Annotated in this window: 3 protein-coding genes; all 3 read left to right on the top strand. The window is 64.1% G+C overall.

Going from position 1 to position 3,924, the window contains the following annotated elements:
- Positions 1-190 precede the first annotated feature (190 nt).
- The 3 genes from ACW9JE_RS29350 to ACW9JE_RS29360 are packed head-to-tail and all read left to right on the top strand — an operon-like array spanning position 191 to position 3,839.
- Positions 191-1,855, top strand: coding sequence for an AMP-binding protein (locus ACW9JE_RS29350; RefSeq protein WP_457434750.1), 1,665 nt, complete (start codon positions 191-193; stop codon positions 1,853-1,855).
- A gap of 16 nt (positions 1,856-1,871) precedes the next feature.
- The gene (locus ACW9JE_RS29355; RefSeq protein WP_457434751.1) at positions 1,872-2,633 is read left to right on the top strand and encodes an SDR family NAD(P)-dependent oxidoreductase; all 762 of its coding nucleotides are present in this window, start codon (positions 1,872-1,874) and stop codon (positions 2,631-2,633) included.
- Between the two features lie 12 nt (positions 2,634-2,645).
- Positions 2,646-3,839 (top strand): acetyl-CoA C-acyltransferase, encoded by a 1,194-nt coding sequence (locus ACW9JE_RS29360; RefSeq protein WP_457434752.1) that lies wholly within the window; start codon positions 2,646-2,648, stop codon positions 3,837-3,839.
- Positions 3,840-3,924 lie beyond the last annotated feature (85 nt).

The following is a 3,924-nucleotide window of genomic DNA, read 5'->3' on the forward strand; positions in this document are numbered from 1 at the left end:
TGCGTAGACCTTGTAGGAGCGAGGCTTGCCCGCGAAGACGCCCGCCCAGGCGCCACACCTCCAAAATCTTGGCCAAACCAGTCAAGCAACTTGAAAGCTTTGACCATTGCCCGCCACCCCGCGCGGAGCGAGTATTTCTCTGTTGGTTACGGTTCCCCCAACCTAATAAAAACAGAGAGGGATTCTGGCAATGCGCGATTACTTGTCTGCCGTTTCACAGTTCAACTATCAGCACACCGTCGACGCCGCACTCGCGGGCGATCTGACGGCTCTCAATGCCTGTGTCGAGTGTTGCGACCGGCATGCCTTGCCGGGGCGCATCGCGCTGTTCTGGGAAGGTCGTGATGGCAGCAGCGCCACGTACACCTTCAGCGACCTGCAGGACAAGGCCGCGCGTTTTGCCAACTTCCTCCTGAGCCAGGGCGTGCAGAAGGGCGACAAGGTCGCCGGCCTGCTGCCACGCAATATCGAATTGCTGATCACCGTGTTCGCCGCCTGGCGCATCGGCGCGGTCTATCAGCCGCTGTTCACCGCCTTCGGCCCCAAGGCCATCGAGCATCGCCTGGGCTGCTCGGGCGCAAAAGTCGTGGTCACCGACGCGGTCAACCGCTCCAAACTCGCCGAAGTCGCCGATTGCCCGACCATCGTCACCGTCGGCGGACCGAAGGGCCAGGGCATTGTCCGTGGCGACTTCAGCTTCTGGGCCGAACTGGCCAACTATTCCTCCGAGTGCGAACCGGTGATGCTCACCGGCGAAGACCCGTTCCTGCTGATGTTTACTTCGGGCACCACCGGACCGTCGAAAGCACTGTCGGTGCCGCTCAAGGCCATCGTCGCCTTCCAGAGCTACACCCGTGACGCCGTGGACCTGCGCCCTGAAGACGCGTTCTGGAACGTCGCCGATCCGGGCTGGGCCTACGGCATCTACTTCGGCGTGACCGGCCCGATGGGCATGGGCCACCCGATCACCTTCTACGATGGCCCGTTCACCCTCGAAAGCACCTGCCGGGTGATCAACAAGTACGGCATCACCAACCTCACGGGTTCGCCGACTGCCTACCGCTTGCTGATTGCCGGCGGCGACGAGTTCGCCAAGTCGATCAAGGGCAAACTGCGCATCGTCAGCAGCGCCGGCGAACCGCTGAATCCGGAAGTGATCCGCTGGTTTGCCGACAACCTCGGCGTGGTCATTCACGACCATTACGGCCAGACCGAACTGGGCATGGTGCTGTGCAACCACCACGGCCTGGAGCACTCGATCCATATGGGCGCCGCCGGTTTTGCTTCTCCCGGCCACCGCATCGTGGTGCTGGACGAGGAATACAAGGAATTGGGCGTCGGCCAGCCGGGCATTCTGGCCATCGACCGCAGCCAGTCGCCGATGTGCTGGTTCGCCGGCTACGAAGGCGCGCCGACCAAGGCCTTCGTCGGTAACTACTACCTGAGCGGCGACACCGTCGAGTGGAACCCGGACGGCAGCATCAGCTTCGTCGGCCGCAGCGACGACGTGATCACCACCTCCGGTTATCGCGTCGGCCCGTTCGACGTCGAAAGCGCGCTGATCGAACACCCGGCGGTGATCGAGGCGGCGGTGGTCGGCAAGCCCGATCCGGAACGTACGGAACTGGTGAAGGCGTTCGTGGTGCTCAGCGCGCAGTACCGCGCCGCGCCGGAACTGGCCGAAGAGCTGCGCCAGCATGTGCGCAAGCGGCTGGCGGCGCACTCGTATCCCCGTGAAATCGAATTTGTCAGCGAGTTGCCGAAAACCCCGAGCGGCAAATTGCAGCGCTTTATCTTGCGCAACCAGGAAATCGCCAAGGCTCAAGAGGCCGCGGCGAAGAACGTTTCAGCTTGAATCCAAGGAAACAATGATGCAGATCGAAAACAAGGTTTTTCTCGTCACCGGCGGTGCCTCGGGCCTGGGCGCGGCCACCGCTGAAATGCTGGTGGCTGCCGGCGCCAAAGTAATGCTGGTGGACATGAACGCCGAGGCCGTTGCGGCCCAGGCCCAGCGTCTTGGCGCGCAAAGCGTTGTCGCCGACATCAGCAGCGAAGCCGATGCCGAGGCGGCGGTGCAAGCCACGGTCAAGGCTTTTGGCGGCCTCAACGGGCTGGTCAACTGCGCCGGCATCGTGCGCGGCGAGAAGATCCTCGGCAAGAACGGTCCGCACGCCCTGGCCAGCTTCAGCCAGGTGATCAACGTCAATGTGATCGGCAGTTTCAACATGCTGCGCCTGGCGTCGGCGGTGATTGCCGAGAGCGAGCCGGATGCCGGTGGCGAACGCGGCGTGATCATCAACACCGCCTCGGCGGCCGCCTACGACGGCCAGATCGGCCAGGCGGCCTACGCGGCTTCAAAGGGCGCGATCGTCAGCCTGACCCTGCCTGCCGCCCGCGAGCTGGCGCGTTTCGGCATCCGCGTGATGACCATCGCCCCGGGCATCTTCGAAACCCCGATGATGGCCGGCATGACCCCGGAAGTGCGCGATTCCCTGGCCGCCGGCGTGCCGTTCCCGCCACGCCTGGGCAAACCCGCCGAGTACGCGGCGCTGGCCCGGCATATCATTGAAAACAGCATGCTCAACGGCGAGGTGATCCGTCTCGACGGCGCCTTGCGCATGGCCGCCAAATAAGGAGGATTTGTCATGACTATTGCCAACGATCCAATCGTTATCGTCAGCGCCGTTCGCACCCCGATGGGCGGTTTCCAGGGCGAACTGAAAAGCCTGACCGCGCCGCAACTGGGCGCTGCCGCAATCAAGGCCGCCGTCGAGCGCGCGGGCGTTTCCGCCGATTCGGTTGAAGAAGTGCTGTTCGGTTGCGTGCTGTCCGCCGGCCTCGGCCAGGCCCCGGCGCGTCAGGCGGCACTGGGCGCCGGGCTGAACAAGTCGACCCGTTGCACCACCCTGAACAAGATGTGCGGTTCGGGCATGGAAGCGACCATCCTGGCCCACGACATGCTGCTGGCCGGCAGCGCCGACGTGGTGGTTGCCGGTGGCATGGAAAGCATGTCCAACGCACCGTACCTGCTGGACCGCGCCCGCGCCGGTTATCGCATGGGCCACGGCCGCGTGCTTGACTCGATGTTCCTCGACGGTCTGGAAGACGCCTACGACAAGGGCCGTCTGATGGGCACCTTCGCCGAAGATTGCGCCGAAACCCATCATTTCAGCCGCGAAGCCCAGGATGCGTTCGCCATCGCCTCGACCACCCGCGCCCAGCAGGCGATCAAGGACGGCAGCTTCAAGGACGAGATCGTGCCGCTGACCGTGACCGTCGGCAAAGAGCAGGTGACCATCAGCAACGACGAACAGCCGCCGAAAGCCAAGCTGGACAAGATTGCTTCGCTCAAGCCTGCGTTCCGCGATGGCGGCAGCGTGACGGCGGCCAACTCAAGTTCCATCTCCGACGGTGCGGCGGCGCTGGTGCTGATGCGCCGCTCCGAAGCCGACAAGCGCGGTTTGAAGCCGCTGGCGGTGATTCACGGCCACTCGGCCTTCGCCGATACACCGGGCCTGTTCCCGGTGGCGCCGATTGGCGCGATCCAGAAGCTGATGAAGAAAACCGGCTGGTCGCTCAATGACGTGGACCTGGTGGAAGTCAACGAAGCCTTCGCCGTGGTCGCCATGGCGGCCATGACCCAAATGGAAATCCCCCACGAGAAGCTCAACGTCCACGGCGGCGCCTGCGCCCTGGGCCACCCGATCGGCGCGTCCGGCGCACGGATCCTCGTGACCCTGCTGTCGGCGTTGCGCCAGAAGGGCCTCAAACGTGGTGTGGCGGCGGTCTGCATTGGTGGCGGTGAAGCGACGGCGATGGCTGTGGAGTGTCTGGTCTAAGGCAATCCTCCATCCCTGTGGGAGCGGGGGTGGTCTCGAGGAAACACAACCAACCGACACACTTCGTTTCTGCATCCCCACCACC

The organism is Pseudomonas sp. SDO55104_S430 (genome assembly GCF_054070595.1).

What these genes read in the sequence shown, in the direction of transcription:
- ACW9JE_RS29350 (WP_457434750.1), top strand. Translation starts at nt 191, where the DNA reads ATGCGCGATTACTTGTCTGCCGTTTCACAGTTCAACTATCAGCACACC.
- ACW9JE_RS29355 (WP_457434751.1), top strand. Translation starts at nt 1,872, where the DNA reads ATGCAGATCGAAAACAAGGTTTTTCTCGTCACCGGCGGTGCCTCGGGC.
- ACW9JE_RS29360 (WP_457434752.1), top strand. Translation starts at nt 2,646, where the DNA reads ATGACTATTGCCAACGATCCAATCGTTATCGTCAGCGCCGTTCGCACC.